The organism is Photobacterium chitinilyticum (genome assembly GCF_004104355.1).
Taxonomy (GTDB): Bacteria; Pseudomonadota; Gammaproteobacteria; order Enterobacterales; family Vibrionaceae; genus Photobacterium; species Photobacterium chitinilyticum.
This window is the reverse complement of record NZ_RJLM01000001.1, coordinates 360,714-383,240: the sequence shown is the minus strand read 5'-3', so window position 1 is coordinate 383,240 and position 22,527 is coordinate 360,714. Positions and strand designations below refer to the sequence as shown.

The window sequence follows — 22,527 nt, the reverse complement described above, 5'->3', positions numbered from 1 at the left end:
ATTATTCATACAGCTCTGGCGAGAAGCGCAGCAAATGGCGTAAGACGTTATAATCTCCGGAGTGTTTTTTAGCATGCTCGATTATAGATTTTTTATTGGTGTGACAGATACCGCCGCGTGAAACGGTGATGCCAGCTGTATATTTTCTGATCTAATCATCTTGATACTGTTGGACAATACGTGTTGCCAGATAGCACTCCTGAATTCCAGCCGTGAGGCTGCATTTGTAAATCAGACTTGGAGTCAGGCGCCACCAATACGAACTCACTAATCGAGTCGCTAGCACAACGACAAAAACGAGTACAATATAATGAAAAGAATGTTGATTAACGCAACTCAAAAGGAAGAGTTGCGCGTCGCATTAGTTGATGGGCAGAAGCTATTTGATCTCGATATCGAAAGCCCTGGCCACGAATCTAAAAAAGCTAATATCTACAAAGGTCGCATCACCCGTATCGAACCAAGCCTGGAAGCAGCGTTCGTTGACTATGGATCAGAGCGACACGGTTTTCTTCCTCTCAAAGAAGTTGCCAAGGATTACTTTCCTGCCGACTATAGTTACCAAGGCCGCCCGAACATTAAGGAAGTGCTTAAGGAAGGTCAGGAAGTCATCGTTCAGGTCGACAAAGAAGAACGAGGTAACAAAGGTGCAGCACTGACAACCTTTATCTCGGTTGCCGGTAGTTACTTAGTATTGATGCCTAACAACCCTCGTGCCGGTGGTATTTCTCGCCGTATCGAAGGTGAAGAACGTACCCAGCTAAAAGCGGCATTAAGCACGCTTGAACTGCCACAGGGTATGGGCTTGATTGTACGTACTGCAGGTGTTGGCAAGTCAGCGGAAGATCTGGAATACGATTTAAACTACTTGCTCAATCACTGGGAGCGAGTGAAAAATGCGGCTGATTCGGCACCGGCACCTTTCCTAATCCATCAGGAAAGTAATGTTATCGCACGTGCTATCCGTGACTACCTGCGCCGAGATATCGGTGAGATCGTCATCGACAGCCCGAAGATTTTTAACCGCGCACGTGACCATATCCAGCAGGTTCGTCCAGACTTCCTGTCTCGCGTAAAACTTTACGAACACAGCGAAACACCGCTGTTCAATCATTACCAGATTGAGAACCAGATTGAATCTGCGTTCCAGCGTGAAGTTCGCCTGCCTTCTGGCGGCTCAATTGTCATTGACCCAACAGAAGCATTGACCTCGATTGATATCAACTCCGCCCGTGCAACAAAAGGCGGCGACATCGAAGAAACCGCACTTCAAACCAACCTTGAAGCGGCGGATGAAATTGCTCGCCAGTTGCGTCTTCGTGATCTCGGTGGCTTGGTTGTTATCGACTTTATCGATATGACGCCTGTACGCCATCAACGTGAAGTTGAAAATCGCCTTCGTGAAGCTGTCCGTATGGATCGTGCCCGTGTTCAGATCGGTCGCATTTCACGTTTCGGTCTACTTGAAATGTCTCGCCAGCGCCTAAGTCCGTCTCTGGCTGAAGCGAGCCATCATGTGTGCCCTCGCTGTACTGGTACCGGTGTGATCCGTGATAGCGAATCACTATCACTGTCTATTCTTCGTCTAATTGAAGAAGAATCGCTGAAAGACAATACGTCTCAGGTTCTGGCTATTGTTCCAGTGGCGATTGCTTCCTACCTGCTAAACGAAAAACGCCGTTCAGTACAACACATCGAAAAATCTCATGATGTACGCGTTATTATCGTACCGAATGCAGAAATGGATACACCACACTTTGAAGTGCTTCGTGTCCGTAGCGGTGACGAGCCAGATACCTTGTCTTACCATCTTCCACGCACGCTTGAAGCGCTAAAAGAGGCAGAAGCCGCTGAAGCTCCTCAACAAGATCGTGTTGTGAAGAAACGTGAAGAACCTGTTTTACAGGGCTTTGCAGCACCAACAGAGCCAGCTGCCGCGAAGAAAATAGCTCCAGCGAAGAAAGAGATCACAGCGAAGAAAGAAGAAGAAAAACCTAACTTCTTCAACCGTATTTTCTCTGCCCTTGCAAATCTGTTCTCTGGCTCACCAGAAGCAGAAACAAAAACAGAGCAGCAGCCTAAAGAATCCCAGGGTAATCGTAACCGCCGTGACAATCGCCGTGGAGAACGCCAAGATAACCGCAGGGGTGATCGCCAAGACAAGCGCCGTGGTAAAGACGGAGCTCGCCAAGGCCGTAAACGCCAGGACACTGATCGTGATAGCCGTGATGGTGAACAGCGTCAACAGCGCCGTCGTAACGAAAAACCGAAGCAAGATCGCCAGCAGCAACAGCTAGATAAAACAGCTAAGCCGCAACGTCCTCAACGTGACGAAGAAGCAAAAGAGCAGAAACGCCAGTCTCGCCGTGAAGAAATTCAGGCACAGAAGCAACGTCGTCAGGAAGAGCAGCCAAACAAAGCTGATAAACCCGTAACGGAAGAGAAGCGTGAGCAAGAGCAGGAAAAGGCAACGAAAATAAAACAGCGTCGCCAACGCCGCCAGCTACGTAAAAAGATCCGTATCGGCGATGAAAAGGAAGCAGCACCAATTCAAGACCAGCAAGCAGAGCCTGTTGCTGAAGAGAATAAAGCTGCCTCCCCTCTGCAAGAGCTTGGTACTGCTGTAGCCAAAGAAGCGTTCGCTCAAGAACCTCAGGCTGAAGAGCAGACACAGGCAGAGCAAAACAACGAGCAGGAAAGCGGCCAGCGCCGTAACCGTCGTTCGCCACGCCACCTGCGCGCAAGCGGTCAGCGTCGTCGTCGTATTCGCGATACTCGCCCAGAGAAAGCAGAAAACGTCGATACTGCAGTAACAGAAGCTGTCGGCCACGCCGTTGAAGAAGCAACTGATACGCTGAATGATATGGAAAATGTGGTATCTGTAGTTGAGAAGCCAAAAGCTAGCCGACCAACATCAGGTGTTGCATCACCAGAAATGGCGATGGGCAAGGTATGGGCACCAGCTCCTAAACCAGCGGTTGAAGCCGTCGTTCCACAAACTGAAGCTACAGAGCAACCAGTTAGCGAAGTGAAAGCTGAAGCAGCGGTACTAGGTGGCGTTGCAATGCCTGAGCTTGCAATGGGTAAAACCTTCCCGTTACGCACGCCTGCTGATGTTGAGATTGTTTCAGAAGAAACAGCGAAAGAGGCTGTAACTGAAGAAGTGACCACGGAAAGCCCTGCAATTGCTGAAATTCAGGCTGAGCCTGTAATTGAAGCTCCTGTAGTGGAAGATGTTAAAGCTGAAGAACCAGTACGTGCATCAGAAGTGGCTGACGTTATAACACCAGTTGCTGTAGAAACGGCTGTTGCAGAAGAACCTGTAGCTGAATTGAACCTCGAAACAACATCTGAGGACAGTGCAGCAGTAACAGTAACCTCTCCGCGCGGTCGTCATGCCGTTGCACCTATGGCTAAAGCACCTGCACCTGAAAAAGCGACTAGCGGCACTGTTGTTGCGATTGCCTCTTTACGTGAAGAGCACATAGCAACCCGCCAGGCTGGTAGCCAAACTGCAACCAATGTTGCATCAGCACCAATGACTAAGCCTTCAATGGACTAAGCCGTCATAAACACAGCTAAGTTACTCAAAAAGCCATGCTTATAGCATGGCTTTTTTTTGCCTAATCTATTCCCAAGCAGAAATTGTAATTTAAGCCTGTTTTTCACAATTAACCCTATTGACATCAAAGTTTCCTATAGTTAATGACAATTATGTACTCAGATCACGCTTGAAAGTTGAACTAAATCACATATTTCTGTAGGATCCGCGTCTTTCCTACGCTCTTTACATAACCGAACCGGAACAAAACTAAATAAAATGTTTGAATTCCCACAATTTTCACGTCAATCCGTCAAAAATGACGTACTTTCAGGGCTTACCGTTGCCCTGGCTCTGATCCCTGAAGCCGTTGCCTTTGCCTTCGTGGCTGGTGTCGACCCAATGGTAGGCTTGTACGCAGCCTTCATCGTTGGCCTCGTTACCGCAGTGTTAGGTGGCCGCCCGGGTATGATCTCTGGTGCGACAGGCGCGATGGCTGTTGTGATGGTAAGCCTTGTTGCTGAGCACGGTATCCAATACTTATTCGCGGCCATCATGTTGGCAGGCGTACTGCAGATCTTTGCGGGTGTATTCAAGTTAGGTAAATTCATCCGTATGGTTCCCCATCCAGTGATGATCGGTTTTGTAAATGGTTTGGCGATTGTTATTTTCCTCGCTCAGCTTGGTCAGTTCCAAGTGCCGGATGCGGCAGGCGTTATGCAATGGATGCAAGGCTCACAGCTTTACATCATGCTTGGCCTTGTTGCTCTTACCATGTTCATTATCCACTTCTTGCCAAAAGTCACGACAGCCGTTCCGTCTTCGCTGGTTGCCATTATCACTGTAACCGCACTGGTTCACGGTTTGGATCTTGACTCTCGCACTGTTGTCGACTTTGTACGTAGTATGAGCGGCGATGAAAATGCCACTCTAGCAGGTAGCCTACCCACTTTTGCGATTCCTGAAGTCGGCTTCAATATGGAAACGCTGCAGATCATTCTGCCTTACTCCTTGGTTCTTGCTGCTGTTGGCCTGATTGAGTCACTACTAACTTTGACTGTCATTGACGAAATGACTGGCACTCGTGGTCAGGGTAACCGTGAGTGTGTGGGTCAGGGCCTCGCAAACATCACCTGTTCTATTTTTGGTGCGATGGGTGGCTGTGCCATGATCGGCCAGTCAATGATCAACATTAACTCTGGTGGTCGTGGTCGTTTATCCGGTATTACAGGTGCTGTTGGTCTGTTGCTATTCATTCTGTTTGGTTCAGCTCTAATCGAAATGATCCCGCTTGCAGCACTGGTTGGTGTCATGTTTATGGTAGTCATCGGTACCTTTGAGTGGGCAAGCTTTAAGATGGCGCGCAAAGTACCGAAGCACGACTTCTTCGCAATTATTTTGGTAACCTGCGTCACCGTTGCGGCCGACCTTGCGCTGGCTGTGATTGTTGGTGTGATTTACTCGGCTCTTGTTTTTGCCTGGGATCATGCAAAGCACATCTATGCCGCAAGCCACACCAACGAAGCTGGTTCAAAGATATACGCAGTTAATGGCCCGCTTTTCTTCGGCTCAGCGTCACACTTCCTTGAGCTATTCGATGCCAAAAACGATCCTAGCGATGTCATTATTGATTTTGCGGGTTCGCGAGTTTCCGACCATTCGGCAATCGAAGCCATAGATACCATCGCTGAGCGTTATGCCAGCCAAGGGAAAACCCTGCATATCCGCCATTTAAGCCCAGAGTGCCGCTCTCTGCTAAAGAAAGCTGGCAACTTGGTTGAGGTTAACATGATGGAAGATCCAACCTATAAGGTTGCTACTGATACCTTAGGTTAATCAGTACTTTTATCATTAAAAAGACGCCCGCAAATGTAGCGGGCGTTTTTATACCTGTAGCTCATAATCTTGTTACCATAAACAGGCCCTAGATCCTCTTCAACAAGCACTCTGTCGCTTCTTCTATCAAATCCAGCACATTCTCGAATCCATTCAACCCACCATAATAGGGATCTGGAATTTCGCTAATGCTGCACGGAGAATAACTAAGATACAAAGCCAATTTATTCTGGTATTCAGCTGGGCAAATGGCTTGTAAATCTCGCAAATTTGCTCTATCTGCTACCAATATCTGATCAAAATATTCAAAATCTCTGGCTCTCACCTGTCTAGCGCGGATACCAAAGAAGCTATAACCTCTCGCCTCAGCCGCTGCTTGGGCACGGGAATCCGGCTTTTCTCCCTGGTGGTAACCGATAGTTCCTGCGGAATCAACTTCTAAATTTATCCCCTTCTCAGCAGCTTTTGCACGAAGAACAGCTTCAGCAGAGGGAGAACGGCAAATATTTCCCATGCAGACCACAAGTACTCTGTAGGTATTATTAGACATATCAATTTCCAATGATAATATCCTTACTAGCAATAAAAAGTATGATTGCTTAGCTACTAATTGCATTTAATTTGACACTTTAAACACTATACCTTTCATCTTACCTAAGAGAGAACATCATCGTGGTAAAAAAAGTCGCTGTTTTATATGGTGGTTCTTCAAGTGAGCGCAACGTCTCACTAATGTCTGGCAAGGCCGTTTCTCAAGCCTTAAAGCGAAAAGGCTATGATGTGATAGACATCGACGTTGATCACAGCTTCGACATCACATCGCTTCCAAGTCTGAAAATCGAAAAAGCCTTTTTGGCTTTACATGGGGGGGATGGTGAAGACGGAACCCTGCAAGCTGCACTGCAATTGCTAAAAATTCCTTATACAGGAAGTGATCACAGGGCATCAGCTGTTGGCATCGACAAAGCCATGACCAAAAAAGTCTGGCAAGCCTCCGGAATTACGACTCCCCGCTTCTTTGAACTAAACCTATCAAGCTACAACCCGGATTCTCTACTTGAGCATATCCAAGATTATTCCTTCCCTCTCGTTGTCAAACCGGCCACCCAAGGTTGCAGCATTGGCATCAATAAAGCCCATAATATCGAAGAACTGCACAGCTTCATTGAAGAGGCTTTTATATATGAGGATAAAATACTGATTGAGCAGTATATTTCAGGGCGAGAGTTCACTGTGGGGATCCTTGATCAGCAGGTATTGCCAACTGTAGAAATCACCCATTCCCACTCCTTCTTCAGCCATGAAGCGAAGTTCAAAGCCGCAGACACCCAGTACCATTGTCCTGCTGAGCTATCCGCCGATCAGGAGGAGATTATCCGTGCCTTGGCTCTCTCTGCGTTCAGGGCGATCAACGCCTCTGGCTGGGGACGAGTTGATATCATTGCTGACGAAAATGGCTACTTTTACGCGATTGAAGTCAATACGGCACCCGGAATGACAACACGGAGTGTATTTCCTTTAGCAACAGAACAACTAGGTATCGACTTCGATGATACCGTTGAAGCTATTCTTCGTTGTGCTTAACACACTAGTTTGAGCGGGGAGTCATCCCTGCTCGCTTTCGTTCATCGTTACCCCACGAACAGAGCGTTATCCCACTTACAGGCTTATAGTTATATCGCCTCAAAGCTGTTATTGGCTTCAATTCAAAAATTTTATCGCTTTTCCATTGCCTTAGTTTCTGACCTAGCGCAGAATTTCAGCTCACTCAAAGTCGCACTGCAGGCTAACGCAAAGTTCAGCGTCAACGCCTATTGCCAGAAACAGGGAGAATGGCATCCATGTTCACCATCACTTCACCCAATACCGCAACCTTAGAGCAGATCCAGCATAAGATTGATGACAAGACCAAGCCCCTGGGAGCACTCGGTCAGCTTGAGGTTATCGCAACCCAACTCGCCCTTATTCAGCAAACGGACACCATCACTGTTAACCAACCACATTTACTCGTTTTTGCTGGCGATCACGGTATTGCGCAGCATGGGCTGAGCATTGCGCCAAGTGAGGTTACAACCCAGATGGTGATGAACTTTCTTGCCGGTGGCGCCGCAATCAACTGTTTCTGTCGAACTAATGGCATGGCGCTAAAAGTCATTGATGCAGGGACAAAGCTAGAAGCCGATGATCATCCCCAGTTGCTAAAACAGCGTCAGGGTAACGGTACCGAAGACTTCAGTCAGCAGGCTGCGATGTCAGTTGCCATCGCCCAGCAAGGGTTAGAGCTCGGGGGCAGTATTGTTGCTAATTTACACCAGCAAGGCTGTAATCTAGTTGGGTTTGGAGAGATGGGGATAGGAAATACCAGCAGTGCTGCCGCTATTATGGCTGCCATATTGAGTATTCCTGCCGATGAATGCGTTGGCCGTGGTACAGGAATTTCCGATGAGCAGCTAGAACGAAAACAGGCATTAATAACCCAAGCGCTGGATTTACACCAAGCACAGCTTGATAGCCCATTAAATATCCTTGCCTGTCTCGGCGGATTTGAAATCGCCCAGATCACCGGAGGTATGCTTAAAGCCGCCGAGCTAAAAATGACAGTATTAGTCGACGGCTTTATCTCGACAGCAGCAGCGATGTTAGCCACTGAGATGCACCCCGAGGCAAACCACTACTTCATCTATTGCCATTGCTCTGAAGAGTCCGGCCACCAACGAATGCTGCAGCACCTCAATGCCAAACCACTGCTTGATCTGGGCCTTCGCCTCGGTGAGGGTACCGGAGCAGCACTGGCACTACCGATGATCCGTTCTGCCTGCGAGTTTTATAACGAGATGGCAAGCTTTAGCGAAGCGGGAGTGACGGTGTGAGTACAAGCCTGAAACGGCAATGGCAAATTTTCCTGATCGCACTGGCATTTTTCACCCGAATCCCTATCCCGGCAGATACACCCTACTCTGCCAAACGGCTCAATCAGGCTAACCGTTACTTCGGTGTGGTTGGCATTATTGTCGGTATTGTCAGTGCCGTCGTCTACTTACTGGCTGTGGCCCTATTCCCTCCTGCTATTGCTGTTGCTTTGGCGATGATCAGCAGCCTGCTGGTCACCGGGGCTTTTCATGAGGATGGGCTGGCAGACGTATTCGATGGTTTTGGCGGTGGCTGGGAGCCGGAACAAAAGCTGGAAATAATGAAAGATTCTCGGCTCGGTACCTATGGTGCAGCCGCCCTCATAATGGCACTTGGTATGAAATGGCTCACACTGGCTGCTATTGCAGAAGCCGAACCATTCCTACCAGCCTTGATGTTGGTTGTCATGCATTCGCTCAGCCGGATCTGTGCCGCCAGCCTAATTTTTTCATACCCGTATGTCAGGGCCGATCAAAATAGCAAGGTGAAACCGCTGGCAAATCAGCAAAGCCAACAGGATTTGTGGGTTTTAATTGCGACAGGATTGATTATATTATTTCTTCTGCCTATCAATGTGGCGCTTGCAGTAACGCTGGTCATCACAGCCGCTCGCTTCCTATGCGGCAAATGGTTTGAACAGCAACTCGGCGGTTATACGGGTGATTGCCTGGGTGCCACACAACAAATCACGGAACTAGCGGGATATATAACACTACTCGCATTACTCTAGGTTCAGAAAAATTAAGGGAACCCTATGGTTGATCAAACCAATAAGGACGAAAGATACAAAGCACGCCAACAAAAGGTACAAGAAAAGGTTAATGCGCGGGTTGAAGCCGCTCAGAAAGAAAAAGGGCTTTTTCTGGTTATCACCGGCAACGGTAAAGGGAAGACGACCTCAGGGTTTGGTACCGTTGCCCGCGCAGTCGGCCATGGGCAAAAATGTGGGGTTGGCCAATTTATCAAGGGGACCTGGGACTGTGGCGAGAGAAACTTGCTAGAGTCACACGGTGTTACATTTGCAGTCATGGCAACGGGCTTCACCTGGGATACCCAGGACAAAAAAGCCGACACAGCAGCAGCACAGGAAACATGGGCTGAATGTAAAAAGATGCTGGCAGACGGCAGCTACGATGTAGTGCTACTGGATGAACTGACCTATATGGTCACCTATGGCTATATCGAGCTGGACGAGGTCGTGGCAGCGATTAACAACCGCCCGGTGATGCAATCAGTGATCGTTACTGGCCGCGGCGCGCACCGTACCTTAATGGAGTTGGCCGATACGGTATCCGAAGTTCGCAACGTCAAACATGCTTTTGAGAACGGGGTCAAAGCCCGTAAAGGCGTCGATTGGTAAATATCCTTTAAATCCAGTAGAGGTGCTCATAAGCACCTCTACTGGGCTAGATCTCCCTACTCTGTTACCGATAAGTAGGTTTTAACCACTTTCTGCAACTCAATCACTTCCGGCTCCGGAATATTCTCATCTGGATAGGCCCGGCGAACTTTGTCGCTCAGTCCCTTGGCAAAGACTTGGTAAAGCACTCGAGTTGATACCGTCAACGGGTACTCGGCATTCTTCGGCAACTCAAACACCTCATTACGGGTTTCACCCGACTTAATCCGGGTATCTTTACCAATTTTCACATAGCGCCAAAAACGCAGACCCACCGGTTTGCCATCCTTGTCGACACCGATCTTAATAAACTTATGGGCATCTTTAGGGATAACACCGTTTTTCATTACACCACTGCTGTAGACTTGCTGGCCGTTGACATCCGTAGCAATGACTTCCAGCCAGACCTGACGACGAGCACCGCCCGGCATGTCATGCCCCGAATTGACATTGGTAACCTTGGCAGTTAGCTGGCTCCCCTGTTTTTCCACCTCAAGACTCAGCGCCGTTTTCAAAATATCGATGCTCATCTTCTTATGTTCAGGATTTCGCATTCCGGTAAAGAAGTAGTTACCACCCACCAGATGGTGCGAACGAAGGTTCGACTTCATCGGGCCGTTATCGGTCGACTGACCACCAACTTTATTGTCAAAGTCAGTAACATCCTGGGTCATATGGCAGTCAATACAGGTTTTATGTTGCTTCGGATCATCCGGCGCATTAAACGGTGATGCCAGCCACTCACCAAAGTTATCGTTCACATTCGCACCCTGCCCAGTTGTAAACTCGTTATGACAAGTCGCACAATAGAGCGAGCTTTGGTACAGCTCAGGCTTGGAATACGACGCCTTATGCTGCTCCGGCAAAGCATTGATTTGTTTTTCCGATAGCCACTTCAGCATACTGTTCTTGGCATCTTCGAACACGTAACTATCACGGTCTTTGATGTTGACCGTCATATCAGTATTGCCTCCGGCATTTTCTGCCTTGGTGACCCGGTGGCAGAAAACACACCCTGTACCACGCTCGCTGACCGACTGACCGTGGGCAAAGGCTTCTTTAAGTGACGACCCGCCTTTTTCCCACATATCGCCAAAGTCAGTCATTGGCCCGTTGTCACCATTGATCACCATCTGCGGCGCATGGCAGCCACGGCAAAGCACCCGGAATTCCTCGCCTTCCGTTTTCGCGGCGAAATCCTCCTGGAAACGATAATAAGGATGATCCATGTTCATACCATGATTAGAATCGGCCCACTGATCGTAAATGGTGGTATGGCAATCAGAACACTCGGCAGAGTTAATCCACTCGTCTGGGTGGGTATAGCGCTTATCGTCATCAAGTCGTAACCAGGTTGAAAGATACGGCAAGTTCTCTGGTGCGCGGACATACTCGTTCAGGGCAGACATCATTTTTGCCGCTTCAAGCGGCGGGGTTTCAATATTGACAGGCGGTAGCGCTTCTTCTCGAGGATCACCGCCCATCCCGCCCTGAGTTTTCTGGATAATATCGATATAGGCACCAATCGGATCACCGGCAATCATTTTGCGGACATCGACATGGCCGGTAAGTGCATTGCTGAATCGATCCTTTTTACCATCTTCCATCAGCTGGCGATTAGTAAAATTAAAGCCATCAAGGTGGCATGAATTACAGCTCATCCAAAAGTCCCCGGCCATTGGGAAGTCAGGCGAATCGGCCATATTGGCACTATTGAACAATGTTTTGCCCTGGCGCAATTGCTTCGGTAACGGATCGGCTTTAACCAGATCGGCAAAATGTCCCTGAGTCAGTTTGACCTTGGCAAACGGCCCCACCGCACCGGTATCGAACTTGGCAATATCCAGCGACATCGCGTTCTGGACATACAGCTCACGTCCGGTTACCAGCAACCCGCGCGGGTTATCACCCGGAACATTACGATAAATTTGGGTTGCCTTCACCCCACCCTGAAATTTCTTACGACGGTGACGCTTTTTGTTTTTCTTGCCCTGACGCGACAAGTCGAACACCATCAAATCCTCGGAGCCCGCCAGGGTGAAAATGATTTTTTTACCATCATCGGTAAACACAGCATCATGCGGGTTAGAGACTATGCGGATCTTGTTGCCGCTTTCGATAATATTGATCTGCTTGAATAGCTGCTTTCGCTCGTCAATAATTTCTTGCTCGTTGCCCGGTTCTAGATCCACCAAAGACACGGTTGGAAAAACCGTTGATTGGAATTGGAAGTCATGTCCGAATGACCATAAAACATGGGGAAGCCAAGCCTGACGCCCGTCTGGAGAAATCGCAATATTGTCCAGCAGACGCGGTTTACCTTGCGGGTTCGTCTTGACAGGATCTGACTCACTGTCTGCTAGCTGTATCACTTTAATCAATTGAGGCTGCTCGCCACGTACGTTGTAGATAGAGACCTGACCAGATAGCGAGTGGGTCACCAGCATACGGCCGTCATCGGTCAGCGCCAGACCACGTGGTGTCGATGCCGTATCTAGAGTCTGGGTAATTTCACCTTCTGTATTGATAACCAGCAGCTTATCACTTTCAAAACTGGTAACGAAAAATCGTTGATGCAGAGAATCATAGACAACACCAAAGGGACGTGAAGGCACAGCAGTTACACGCTTGGTTTGTAGGTTTTTTGCATCAAGCAGCACAACTTGGTTGTTCAGATAGTCTGTCGCCAACAGCAGCCTGCCGTCATCCGTCAGCGCTATACGGCGAATATCTCGACCAATTGTCGACTCAGCAATTAGTTCGCCATTGTCTCTGGCAAGAATACTGACACTACCTGCATCAAAGTTAGCACTGATAATCTGTGTCTTGTCCAAATTAAACAGCATTGAGCTACTTTTCTCGATCGCCCATGCCGGTTGACTGAGCAATACTAGCATCAGCCAAATAAGTTGCTTCGCAGGCTTATATTTACTTATTAACATCATTCGCCTTTACACTCACACTACTTCAGGCCAGCAACCGGGGTCACTGACTAATTTGATATAAAAAGAGACGCCTTTCACCAATAAATCTTGGGCTGAACTCGGTAACCAATTGCTGATCAGTTAGCCGTGTACCCGACAACCGCCATGCACTCTGTGGAGTACGCTTATGCGCATTGACCAGAGCCAATTTGCTACTGGGGTAATACATGTCATAAATAGCATGGCTGCCGAGTTGGGCACGCAGCAAATTCACGCTGTAATTGGTTCCGACAACCGTCACTTTAGGGTTGGCCCTAATCCAGGACATTGCCTGCTGAATCGGTGCCTGCGACGGAGCGCTCTGAACATTCTGATAGCCTAAAATCAGGCAATAGAACACAGGGCAGATACCAAGCACACTAACAGCAACCACTCCCAATCGGCTAGCTTCGAATATTTTCTGTAACCCGGCTAACTGCACCGGCAGCACGGTCAAAAACAGAAAAAGTACCGGCGCCCAATGGCGCAGGTTATCAGGGTTCTGACCGAACGTGATCCAAGCCCAGTACAGCCAAGCAATTACGGCAGTGAGTGCCAACTGTTGTCTTCTGCTAGCCTGATTCCTAAAATTCAAACTCTTACTCATGGGAGCAGATGCAAGCCCAATAACAGCGCTAAATAGTGAAACCAACACCACGATCAAGCCAAGCCAGCCGAACCCTTTCCCCAGAGCCTCTACCCATTGCCATAAGCTGGCGTTATCACCTTCAACCGTATTGCCCCAAATCGTAAAATGTCCCTGGGTAAAACGGATCCCTTCCTCGAAATAGGCAGCGCCATCGTGAAACCAGATAAAACCCAAGCTCAGTGAACCAATCGCGGCAATGGCAATACTTGCCTGTAGGTATGCCCGGATTTTCGATCCGACGTAATTCCCCCAGCATGGCAACATCGCCATGCCCAACGCCAGTGGCAGGTAAGACGGTCGGGTGGCAAGCATAAGACCAATCCAGAACCCAACCATGCTATGTTTCTGCTGCAATGCTGCAATCAACGCCAACAGAAACACCATGATTGCAGCTGAATCCGACAACCCGCTCAGTGCCATTGAGGCAAGCAGCGGCTGCATCAGCGCCAATACACAGCCCAAGGTTGCCGCAGGCCACGAACTCGACAGCAGGTACACCAACCTGGCAACAAGGAGCGGGATCAACATTGCCGATAACATCGAGACCCAAATAGACGCAACAGCCGCTTCGATCCAGATTGCAGCCAGCCGGGATAAACCAATGAAGGCAGGATATCCTGGGAAGTGCGGTCGAAACTCCAGTACCGAAAAGCGCTCAACGCCCCGAGAGAAGTTAAGCGCATCATCACTGGTCAACTCCAGAGGAAAACGCCCCATCCACCACCACCAGCCCATGCAAGCCGACGCGATAATGATCACGTAGCATAGCTTACTGGCCGTCATTAAAACGGCAGCGTTGTTAACCAAAACACAGCTAGGAAAGGGACGGCTCATCTGGTGCTATTTCAACGAATTAATTGCATCAGTAAGCAACTCACGCTGCTGTTTGAACACCGCCGGATCAGCTGGTGCCTGACCCACACCAAATACGCCCGGGTTACCGATAGCATTCAGAACGCCCTGGATAGCTTCAGTCGCCTGTTTCCTGCTACTTTCATCGAGCTTTGGCATGATTAAATCAAGAAAAAGCTTACTTTTGACTACCAGTACTTTGGCTACCTGGTAATCGCCAAGGTTCTTCTCGGCACCGTCAAGGCGCCGGACGATCTCCTCTATCACGGCGTGATCCATCACCGCCTCCACCTTGGCCGCATCTTTATCAGCCAGTGCTTGATTCATCGGGGTTAACAGGTCGACCTGGTGCTCATTAAGCAGGTAGGTGAACTCTTCGTGTAAGCCATCAACAGCCACTTTCGCAGCCACAAAATCATTATCGGCCAACGCTTGCATTATCGCTTCACGCCCGTCGATAACAGGCTCCTTTCCTGCCGCCGCATACGAATACGCGTGGCTTGACGTACTGACAACCAAACCCAGCAAAATAGCCAGGCAGGTACGCAAAACACAAGTAAACGTTGTTAGTCTCATATATCTCTCCATGTGCAGCAAATAGCGCTAAGCCACGCTCTGAACTTCAATCACGGTTTTTTCATTACGAAAATCGAATATTTCACGTCGACGGTCTTTGCCGTCAATGACGGACTGTGCGGCCATCATGCCCATTTCCATTGCGGTATCGGTAAAAATGTAACGGAAGGTTCCCTGACGACCGGTCATGATCAGATTATCGAACTGTGACAAATGGGTGATCGCTTTTTCGCGCTTGGCCTGATAGGTCATATCCATCAGCGGATAGGCATGCTCGGTATAGGAGGTGAAGTACTCTCCCGTTGCCAGCTTAGGATCGACCCCCAGCGATTCGAGATCGTTAAAGACACGCTGCTGCAGGCTGTCGCCATCCATCGACCAGACGTCATCCCCTTTGTTGCATGGGATTTCAATCATCACCGATGAACGCCCCTCGGGAGCCATATACGATGAACGGCGTTTAGGCTCTTGCAATCGAGTACCTAATAACTCGGGATCAGAAAGGTACTGCCATGTGTTATCGGAGATATTTTCTGTTTCCATCGGCATATTTATAAAGCGTAATGCCCTAAATTCCAGTCCGCTATCAAACCCTGTGAGTTTACACATCAGCGGTAATGGCAAGGTTGATATCACCTCGTCGCAGTTTAATGAAATCACTTCATCCTGGTGCCGGTATTCAACCGCTTCAATTCGGTTGTTAGCATCGCGTGTCAATCCGCAGACATCGCTGTTAAGAACAATTTGAACCCCTTTCTTTTCCAGCTCTTCGGCCAAACGGGTATACAGCTGGCCAAACCCCCACTTAGGATAACGATACTGGCGGGCATAGGTACGAACCGACGAGCGACGTCCCGGCAATAAACGGCGGGCAACATCTTTGAGATCCATCAGACTAATTCGCTGCGATGCCCAGTCTCCCGACAAGAAGGCCGGATCAATCCCCCACAGCTTGGCGGTATAGCCTTCAAAAAAATGCTTGTATAACGTAGTGCCGAACCGGCTTTCAATCCATTCGGCAAAGCTGACCGCAGACTGATCTTGCGGTTTGGCCTTAAATAGCTGCTTGCCAAGATCAATAGCTCCTCCAACCAACAGAGGCAGAGGCGCGTTCTTAATTAGATCGACCATCGCCAACGGATATTGATAAATTCGACCACGGTAACGAATAACGCTTTTGCGCTGTGCAAAGAGCAGCTCGTCTCCCATCAACTCATCAACAAATTCAAGCAATTTGGGGTTTTTAGTGATGAAACGATGGCCACCGAAATCAAAACGGTATTCACCATGCTGGCCGCTGAATGTTTGGGTCGCACACATCCCGCCGACATGATCGTCTCGATCAAGAATGGTGACCTGATAACCGGCTTCGACCAGCTCCCATGCAGCCATCAAGCCTGCAGGTCCAGCCCCGAGTACAGCAATATGTTTGTCTGATGTTATGCTCATGCCTGTTTGTATCCACGATTCCAGAAAAAGACAAAGGTCAGCATATAGCCGCCCCAAACCACGAGCTGCAACAAGCCCGGTGACGAGTTATAGCCAAATAATGCGCGCAGGAAGGTGCCAAATACCCCACGGTCATCGAGAATATGCGAGATATCAAAAAGCTGAGCATGAACAATAGGTAGTACATGGGCGGCCTGTAACATGTTTATAGCAGATGACAACAAACCGGCCGCGATAATGATAATAAATAGACTTGTCCAACGGAAAAATGATCGTAGCGGCACATTTCGGGTACTTTTCAGCATCATCCAAACCAGTGCTATTGACAGGACTAGTCCAGAGATCGCACCGATCAGTGCATCTTGCGTACTGAACTCACCAAAGTTCGAATACATCAAGGCAGAGAAAAACAAAATCGTTTCGAAACCTTCACGCAGCACCGCAAGGGTCGAGAGGAAAACCAGCCCGAGCAGGTTACCGGTACTGACCATATCCGTCAGGTCTTTTTGTACTTGTGCAACTTGATTCTTGGCCTGCTTCTGCATCCAAATAGCCATATACGTCAAAACGACAGTGGCAAATATCAAGATCCCGGCCATCAAATAATTTCGGTAAAGCTCGTTGCTAAACTGATCAACCACCACCTGGAAGACAACCGCAACGGCTAAAGAAAGCAACAAACCGACAAACACGCCGAGGTAAATATACTTGTTGTAATGACGGGCATTCAGCTTGGCGAGATATGACAAAGCGATACCGACTAACAAAAACGCTTCTAACCCTTCGCGCAGGGTAATTAAAAAACTGGCTAACATGGGATCCCCAATGTAAATAAATTCAATGTAATACGGCCTTTCTGGCTCTTATCGACGACGAAACTTGTTCAGATTCAATACACTCCATCTCATCGCATGGCGAAACACGAGTGGTGCCAGCAGCCATGATGAATAAAAGTGCACGTCCTGAATGAAAACACCTAATGTATTTCCCGGATTACCATAAAAAAACAGATAAAACCCGCTGAGGCAGCAAGCAATCAGCAGCCATTCGATTGCAGTCCCAGTTTGGCGCAGGAAAGGCTTGTTGCTAGAGGTGATCAAACGCCGGTGTGCGGCCCAAAATGCGCCGACAATAACAGTAAATAACGTGGCACCAACCACCATATGTACCAATAATGTCCAGCGTTCTAGCTGCCAGCCGACACCAACAACATCCCACAGCAGCAATCCGCTAAAAAACATCACATACAGCAATGACTCTGCCCATTTATGATGGTAAGCCAAGCGTTGCCACCGTAGGTTAAATCCACCAGCAACAGGCTTTTGATCTGAACTCAGGGATACTGACATAACTACAACCTATGTATGAATGAACACTTTCTACGCGGATATCATTATAAATATCAATAATTTAAATAGTGACGAAACAACAAAGGCAGCGACTTAACATCGCTGCCTGATCAGTAACAAGTAAGCTTACCCTTTACTTAACGCTGGCCTTGTTGGCCATGGTCATTGCAGTACCGAACTTGCCACCAGCAGCGATAATCTGGTGAACACCGTCCTCGTCGGTATCAGTAGAACTGCTACCTTTGATTTGGTTTTCGCCAGAATCACCCATCCACTCGGCAAGCTGCATACCGCCGTTAATAACGCCACGGAACCAGCTTACATAACGGTCCGTTAGTGCTGTTAACTCCAGCGCAGGCTCGTTTTCGCCTTCTTCATTTTTCAGGTGAAGAATTGCTTCACGTAGACCGCCTGAGATAGCCGCTTCAGTATATGGGGTATGAATCGTTGCTTTACCCGGTACCGTTGCCCATGTGTCGATATTCTCATCAAACATGTTTTTCTCTACCGCAAGGTAAATTGAACGTGCTGCCTGCTTGTATTTCATATCATCAGTTGCAAGGTATGCCGCAACCAAACCACGAATCGCTGCAAACTGCGCATCCAGTGATTTTTCTTTTGTTAGCTTGTTAACGGTATTCAGAGTCAGGCCATCAAACACCAGACCGTCTTTGCCTGTTAGCTGGTTGACAATGAAATCAGCCTGGCCTTTGATCATTGCCAATGCCTCTTTACCAGCAGCCGTCTTCAGATCGACATCGCCAGATTCCGCCGAGGCGTAACCAACTGGCAAAGCATCTTTTGCACGCTGATAGATAGACAGTGCAACAAGAGAATATGCCGCGTCGTAGGTATCGACCTTGCTGCCCTGCTTGCCATTTTTGTACTCGGTAACAAATGTACCCTGCTCTTTGTTGTAGTGCAGAGCAGCAATATTTTTGAACAGCAGATTAGAGATATTGTTAGCCAGTGAGAATGCATCACCAGCGACTACATCATTGCTCTCGCTCGCATCGGTATTGGCTGCTGGCGCTGCAGCAAATGGCGCACCATCGAACACAGCCAGGAATGCAGGGTTCTGAGCGCTATTCGCCGTACGCTGATCACTGTATGCGAAGAATTCCGCAACAGGCCATAGTGCTGACCAAGTATCACGCAGTGTTGACGCGCTGTCTGTCACTTTCAGGCCGGTGATAGATTTCACACCGTTGCGAGTACCTTCAGTCACGGCAACTTTATGCGCAAACCAGATAGGTCCTTTGGCAGGGTCGTAATCCGGGCCAAATTTAACGCCCAGACGCTTACCGTCAAAGCCAAGCTGCTGTTGCATGATTTGCAGCTTATCAATAGACATTTCAGTCAGCATCATGCCGTTAAAGCCATCGGCAGCGGAAACGCCGAGGCTGTGCTTGCCATCGAGATCCATTGTCGCGGACTCAGCTTCAACTTCTTCGTCTGTCGCAGTAACGTGCATACCACCAAGGAAATCTTGAGACCACATCACTTCTTTCAGAAGAATGCCGCCTGTCGCTGCCGGATTAAACGACTTATCAAATGTCGTTTCATCCCAGGCTAATGTTTTGTAATCGCGGAAGTAGGCCGGAACAACCGTCTGAACGGTTTTGCTGTTGCCTTTTGCAGTAACAATTTCCACTTCGTCACCATTTACCGTGGTGATATCTGGTTTTTGTACAAACTCCGGGCTACCTGAAGCATAAGGGATAGAAATGGGGTACATGTTCTGCGGAATTTCGCTCGCCGGGAAGCCCACAGCTGCGGCCATTTCGATAACACGCTTACCTAGATCTGCCAACTGGCCGCCACGAGCACGGTTAACCGGACCATTGACAAGGTGTGGACCCATTGTCGATTGGTAGTTAAGTGCATACATCGCTTCTTCAGAATACTCGTAGCTTTCAATACCGGCAGCAAAATCAAAAGGTGTTGGATCATTGGCCAAATTTGGATCGAGTACATCCAAATCCAAGCCAAGTGATTCAGCTAGCGGTTCACCCGACAGCTCAAATTCGGTATAGGCTAAAAAGCTTCCTGCTGGTTGATGTGTTTTATCTAAGATTTTCACTTGGGCTGTCGCACTCGCAGCTGTTGTAAACACAGCAGCCGCAACAGCAACACTAAGAACTGACTTCTTCACTACTTTTCCTTCTTATTCTATCCATTTACAACGAATGTAAACTGAGAATTATTATTGGACAGGATCTAAAACGAGAACGATTTGCATTCTATATGTTTCAGAATGTAAATCAAGGTAGTGAGAGTAATTATCATTTTTATTCTTGATCAAAATCAACATTTAAAATACATGTTATAAATCAGCATGCATATTATTCATTTTCTTTCTATTTACGACCAACGCTCATCATTTCTTTAAAAAACAAACTAATAGGTAAAAAAATAGGGAGCCAAGCCCCCCTGCCATTAACCCACTGTGATATTCGAATATATATTCCTTCATCACATTTCCTTTGTACTGCAAAATACCTCTATATAATGGATTTATCATAATAATTACGCATAAGAGAGTTTAGATGCCTTCAAGTCTACCCAAAGGCTTTAGCCGCCCATTTTTAAAAGTATTTCACATTCTCGAGGCAATTCTCCTAGTCGCGATCACCCTTGCGACCATTGCCGCTATGGGAACAGAATTTATTCATGTCTATACGAATAAAGAAATAGCATTGACCGATATCCTGCTGATGTTTATTTACCTGGAAGTGCTTGCCATGGTCCAGCAGTTTGTCACCAACGGTAAAATCCCGGTCCGCTACCCGATCTATATTGCGATTATGGCTATCGCCCGATACATCACTCTCGGTATGAAAGAGCTCGATGGATTATTCGTCGTCTGGTTGGCATTGGCAGCGTTCATTCTGGCAGCGGCCACCTTAATGATCCGTATTGGTCACCATTACTGGCCGTATGAACGTGTTACAGATCCGACGAAAAACCTGCCTGATGACTAATTTTACAACATAGCATACTTAAAAAGTGCAAACTAAAGGGAGCCTCTGCTCCCTTTGTTATGATCAATTTGTACACGATCATTGCCTCACATTTTTCTGATGCTTCTTCCTGTAAAACTCCAGAGCCCGCTCCAGCGCCCTTTCGTGCATCTTTTCTCTTAATTTTTCGTAATCGACCTTTTTATCCATAAGCTTTCCCAGTAGTAAACAGAGAACATCTAACCTACAAGACTAAGCTTAGTATAATACGCTGAACTATATGACTTTTTCTTTATTTACTTAGTAGAAAATAAGACTGGCATGTCAAAATGGTATACAAACACTGTATTAAACAACAAAAAAATGCCAGCCAGATCAAACTGGCCGGCATTGAAAGCATACTTTTTTCTATGTTTATACAATCACTTGGGCAATGGTATAACCGATAGTACACGCCGACACCACACCAATAAGGCCCGGTGCCATAAAGCTATGGTTGAAATACCATTTACCGATTTTAGTCGTACCCGTTACGTCGAAATTACAGGTCGCAATATCAGACGGGTAGTTTGGAATGAAAAAGTAACCATAGGTCGCAGGCATCAAACCAATTAACAGTGCTGGATTTAATCCCATCGCCAAACCAACCGGCAGCATCATACGCGCTGTCGCTGCCTGACTGTTTACGACAACGGACACAATGAATAGTGCCAGCGCAAAGGTCCACGGATAGCCCTGAACCATTTCGGTAATGCCCGACTTAAAGGAAGGCATCGCATACTGGAAATATGTATCACTCATCCAGGCAATACCAAAGATCGCAATAGCTGCCACCATGCCGGACTTAAACACGACGCCTTCAGGTACTTTCTGAACATTGGTACGGGTAACCAACAAGATCAAACCACCGAATGCCAGCATCATCATCTGAATAATGACAGACATTTTAATCGGCTTGGCATCACCAATCGTTCGGATCTCAGGCACCATCGCCACAACAACGATAGAAGCCAGTGCCAGAATGAAAAGTAAGACCGCATGCTTAGCTGACGCCGGTAGCTTTTCATCAAGCGAGGTCGAAGTGGTATGCAAAATCTTATCACGCCACAGCGGATCTCTCAGACGGCGCTGATACTCAGGATCCTCATTCAAGTCTGCACCACGGCGAAGGCTGTACAATGATAGCAACAGTGTACCAATCAACGTCGATGGCACTGTTACCATCAAGATCGTTAGTAGATGAATGCTGTCTTGGATACCAGAAATCTGCGCCAGATAATACACAACCGCGGCAGAGATCGGGCTGGCAGTAATCGCCAACTGGGAAGCTACCGAAGAAGCAGCCATCGGGCGTTCTGGTCGGATACCATTTTTCAGCGCAACGTCACCGATAATAGGCATAATTGAGTACACCGCATGACCGGTACCCAGCATAAATGTCATGGTGTACGTCACCAACGGACCAAGGATAGTGACACGCTTGGGGTTGCTGCGCAAAATTCGCTCGGCAACTTGCAACATGTACTTCAGACCACCTGCCGCTTCCAGAATCGAAGCACAGGTCACAACCGCAAGAATAATTAGCATCACAGTGATAGGCGGTGATGTCGGCGGCATCCTGAAAATGAATACTTCAACCAACAGGCCTAGGCCAGAAACAACACCTAAACCGATACCACCAAAGCGACTGCCAGCATACAACACGAGAAGCAGGAATAAGAATTCCAAATACAGCATACTCGTTATCTCCCTATATCGAAAAACGCAGATCTCACAATGAGACCACCAATACTTTAGGGGTAGATTGCCAGCAGTATTAAGCTTTGATTTTGATGAAAGTCAAATAAAAACGGCTATTGACCAATGACTCACTGTTGTGTGAAGACCACCTAGAAAATGGCATACTGTAAAGATATATGTGCTACATGTTTTGCTGCATATATTCACCGTTTATTCAATTGTATGCAACATGCTGTAGGGTGTTTTTTTTGTGCTATATAATATATCGCCTGTCAGTATTGCAATCCATTGCTAGCGCTC

The 22,527-nt window shown here is 47.8% G+C and carries 16 protein-coding genes; 7 read left to right on the top strand and 9 right to left on the bottom strand.

Going from position 1 to position 22,527, the window contains the following annotated elements; all coding sequences use genetic code 11:
- Positions 1-319: 319 nt before the first annotated feature.
- Complete coding sequence (gene rne / locus EDI28_RS01720) at positions 320-3,562, top strand: ribonuclease E (RefSeq protein WP_164918480.1); 3,243 nt, start codon at positions 320-322, stop codon at positions 3,560-3,562.
- A gap of 258 nt (positions 3,563-3,820) precedes the next feature.
- The gene (locus tag EDI28_RS01715) at positions 3,821-5,377 is read left to right on the top strand and encodes a SulP family inorganic anion transporter (RefSeq protein WP_128782109.1); all 1,557 of its coding nucleotides are present in this window, start codon (positions 3,821-3,823) and stop codon (positions 5,375-5,377) included.
- 88 nt (positions 5,378-5,465) lie between these two features.
- On the opposite strand, the gene EDI28_RS01710 is transcribed toward EDI28_RS01715, so the two are convergent.
- The gene (locus EDI28_RS01710; protein ID WP_128782949.1) at positions 5,466-5,927 is read right to left on the bottom strand and encodes a low molecular weight protein-tyrosine-phosphatase; all 462 of its coding nucleotides are present in this window, start codon (positions 5,925-5,927) and stop codon (positions 5,466-5,468) included.
- Positions 5,928-6,049: 122 nt separating this feature from the next.
- Here EDI28_RS01710 and EDI28_RS01705 point away from each other — a divergent pair, with 122 nt between their 5' ends.
- The 4 genes from EDI28_RS01705 to cobO all read left to right on the top strand — a co-directional run bounded on the left by EDI28_RS01705 (position 6,050) and on the right by cobO (position 9,647).
- Positions 6,050-6,961, top strand: a complete 912-nt coding sequence (locus tag EDI28_RS01705) for a D-alanine--D-alanine ligase (protein WP_164918457.1) — start codon at positions 6,050-6,052, stop codon at positions 6,959-6,961.
- 257 nt (positions 6,962-7,218) lie between these two features.
- Positions 7,219-8,247, top strand: a complete 1,029-nt coding sequence (cobT, locus tag EDI28_RS01700) for a nicotinate-nucleotide--dimethylbenzimidazole phosphoribosyltransferase (protein WP_128782107.1) — start codon at positions 7,219-7,221, stop codon at positions 8,245-8,247.
- Positions 8,244-9,017 (top strand): adenosylcobinamide-GDP ribazoletransferase, encoded by a 774-nt coding sequence (locus EDI28_RS01695; RefSeq protein ID WP_128782106.1) that lies wholly within the window; start codon positions 8,244-8,246, stop codon positions 9,015-9,017. The genes cobT and EDI28_RS01695 overlap by 4 nt, the downstream gene beginning before the upstream one ends.
- A gap of 24 nt (positions 9,018-9,041) precedes the next feature.
- Positions 9,042-9,647, top strand: coding sequence for a cob(I)yrinic acid a,c-diamide adenosyltransferase (gene cobO, locus EDI28_RS01690; RefSeq protein ID WP_128782105.1), 606 nt, complete (start codon positions 9,042-9,044; stop codon positions 9,645-9,647).
- A 56-nt stretch (positions 9,648-9,703) separates the two neighbouring features.
- On the opposite strand, the gene EDI28_RS01685 is transcribed toward cobO, so the two are convergent.
- The 7 genes from EDI28_RS01685 to EDI28_RS01655 all read right to left on the bottom strand — a co-directional run bounded on the left by EDI28_RS01685 (position 9,704) and on the right by EDI28_RS01655 (position 19,679).
- A complete protein-coding gene (locus tag EDI28_RS01685) occupies positions 9,704-12,628 on the bottom strand; it encodes a cytochrome D1 domain-containing protein (protein WP_233353246.1) in 2,925 nt (974 codons plus the stop codon).
- 43 nt (positions 12,629-12,671) lie between these two features.
- On the bottom strand, positions 12,672-14,132 hold the full coding sequence (locus tag EDI28_RS01680; RefSeq protein ID WP_233353245.1) for a hypothetical protein: 1,461 nt from the start codon (positions 14,130-14,132) through the stop codon (positions 12,672-12,674).
- Positions 14,133-14,138: 6 nt separating this feature from the next.
- Positions 14,139-14,726: a hypothetical protein gene (locus EDI28_RS01675; RefSeq protein ID WP_128782103.1), complete on the bottom strand. Its 588-nt coding sequence runs from the start codon at positions 14,724-14,726 to the stop codon at positions 14,139-14,141.
- A 27-nt stretch (positions 14,727-14,753) separates the two neighbouring features.
- Positions 14,754-16,175, bottom strand: coding sequence for an FAD-dependent oxidoreductase (locus EDI28_RS01670; RefSeq protein ID WP_128782102.1), 1,422 nt, complete (start codon positions 16,173-16,175; stop codon positions 14,754-14,756).
- Positions 16,172-16,990, bottom strand: a complete 819-nt coding sequence (locus tag EDI28_RS01665; protein WP_128782101.1) for an FTR1 family iron permease — start codon at positions 16,988-16,990, stop codon at positions 16,172-16,174. Before EDI28_RS01665 ends, EDI28_RS01670 begins: the two co-directional genes overlap by 4 nt.
- Before the next feature lie 48 nt (positions 16,991-17,038).
- Entirely contained in the window at positions 17,039-17,524 is a 486-nt protein-coding gene (locus EDI28_RS01660) for a hypothetical protein (RefSeq protein WP_128782100.1), read from the bottom strand.
- Positions 17,525-17,657: 133 nt separating this feature from the next.
- A complete protein-coding gene (locus tag EDI28_RS01655; protein ID WP_128782099.1) occupies positions 17,658-19,679 on the bottom strand; it encodes a hypothetical protein in 2,022 nt (673 codons plus the stop codon).
- 394 nt (positions 19,680-20,073) lie between these two features.
- Between EDI28_RS01655 and EDI28_RS01650 the strand changes: the two genes are divergently transcribed.
- A complete protein-coding gene (locus tag EDI28_RS01650) occupies positions 20,074-20,508 on the top strand; it encodes a phosphate-starvation-inducible protein PsiE (protein WP_128782098.1) in 435 nt (144 codons plus the stop codon).
- Positions 20,509-20,901: 393 nt separating this feature from the next.
- Here EDI28_RS01650 and EDI28_RS01645 read toward each other — a convergent pair whose 3' ends face one another.
- Complete coding sequence (locus EDI28_RS01645) at positions 20,902-22,224, bottom strand: anaerobic C4-dicarboxylate transporter (protein ID WP_128782097.1); 1,323 nt, start codon at positions 22,222-22,224, stop codon at positions 20,902-20,904.
- Between the last annotated feature and the right edge of the window lie 303 nt (positions 22,225-22,527).

Coding starts and splice junctions, on each gene's coding strand:
- rne (WP_164918480.1), top strand. CDS start 320: ATGTTGATTAACGCAACTCAAAAGGAAGAGTTGCGCGTCGCATTAGTT.
- EDI28_RS01715 (WP_128782109.1), top strand. CDS start 3,821: ATGTTTGAATTCCCACAATTTTCACGTCAATCCGTCAAAAATGACGTA.
- EDI28_RS01710 (WP_128782949.1), bottom strand. CDS start 5,927: ATGTCTAATAATACCTACAGAGTACTTGTGGTCTGCATGGGAAATATT.
- cobT (WP_128782107.1), top strand. CDS start 7,219: ATGTTCACCATCACTTCACCCAATACCGCAACCTTAGAGCAGATCCAG.
- cobO (WP_128782105.1), top strand. CDS start 9,042: ATGGTTGATCAAACCAATAAGGACGAAAGATACAAAGCACGCCAACAA.
- EDI28_RS01685 (WP_233353246.1), bottom strand. CDS start 12,628: ATGTTAATAAGTAAATATAAGCCTGCGAAGCAACTTATTTGGCTGATG.
- EDI28_RS01680 (WP_233353245.1), bottom strand. CDS start 14,132: ATGAGCCGTCCCTTTCCTAGCTGTGTTTTGGTTAACAACGCTGCCGTT.
- EDI28_RS01675 (WP_128782103.1), bottom strand. CDS start 14,726: ATGAGACTAACAACGTTTACTTGTGTTTTGCGTACCTGCCTGGCTATT.
- EDI28_RS01670 (WP_128782102.1), bottom strand. CDS start 16,175: ATGAGCATAACATCAGACAAACATATTGCTGTACTCGGGGCTGGACCT.
- EDI28_RS01665 (WP_128782101.1), bottom strand. CDS start 16,990: ATGTTAGCCAGTTTTTTAATTACCCTGCGCGAAGGGTTAGAAGCGTTT.
- EDI28_RS01660 (WP_128782100.1), bottom strand. CDS start 17,524: ATGTCAGTATCCCTGAGTTCAGATCAAAAGCCTGTTGCTGGTGGATTT.
- EDI28_RS01650 (WP_128782098.1), top strand. CDS start 20,074: ATGCCTTCAAGTCTACCCAAAGGCTTTAGCCGCCCATTTTTAAAAGTA.
- EDI28_RS01645 (WP_128782097.1), bottom strand. CDS start 22,224: ATGCTGTATTTGGAATTCTTATTCCTGCTTCTCGTGTTGTATGCTGGC.